Annotated in this window: 1 pseudogene; it reads right to left on the bottom strand. The window is 60.7% G+C overall.

Going from position 1 to position 814, the window contains the following annotated elements:
- Window positions 1-751 (bottom strand): annotated as a pseudogene (locus SAOR_RS12980) (IS5 family transposase); the annotation flags it as partial.
- Between the last annotated feature and the right edge of the window lie 63 nt (window positions 752-814).

The raw sequence follows: 814 nt of genomic DNA, 5'->3' as shown, positions 1-814 counted from the left end.
AGCCATAAGCAGAGACACGCGATCTGAGCTTGGGCCAGGAACGACGAGAGTCGTTTGGCGTAGCGCGTCGCGAGGCCACGCCACCGTTTGAGTTGTTCGAATGCGTTTTCGACCAAGTGCCGGTGGCGATACAGTGCCGCATCCAAGGCGCGGGGGTTTTTGCGGTGTACGCGCGATGGCACCTGGACCTGCATGCCTTGCGCTCGCGCCTGGCTCACGATCGCATTGCTGTCGTACCCCTTGTCCGCGATCAAATGCTCGGCTTCGAAGTCACGGATCAGTTCATCAGCTTTTGCACAATCCGCTCGGGCACCTTGCGTTGCAAGGATTCGGAGCGGCATACCATGCGCATCCACGGCCAGATGGAGCTTGGTGTTGAGCCCCCTTTTGTGCGGCCGATGCCATCGTTGCCGCCGGGCGCGCCGGCGGCGCTCGCCTGCGCTTTGCAATGACTGGCATCAATCATCAGCCATTCGAAATCGGGCTCGTCGATCAGCACCTCGAGCAAGGCTTCCCAGATCCCGCGATCACGCCAGCGGCAAAACCGTCGATGGGTGTTTTTCCAACCCCCATAGGCCGGTGACAAATCGCGCCACGGCGCCCCGGTGCGCAGAATCCAAAGGACGGCATTGACGAACTGGCGATTGTCCTCGGCCACGCCGCCCCATTGGCCCGCGCGGCCAGGTAAGTGCGGCGCGATCAAGGCCCATTGACGGTCCGTTAGATCGTGGCGATGTTGGGCATCCGACATGCTGTGTCGTCGATCAGAAGTATTAGTGCCCTATGTCAACATATCTCGTGACGACATGCCCTA

It is taken from the genome of Salinisphaera orenii subsp. orenii MK-B5 (assembly GCF_003788635.1).
Classification (GTDB): Bacteria; Pseudomonadota; Gammaproteobacteria; order Nevskiales; family Salinisphaeraceae; genus Salinisphaera; species Salinisphaera orenii.
Note: the sequence above shows the minus strand (reverse complement) of the source record. Positions and strands in the feature narration are given on the sequence as shown.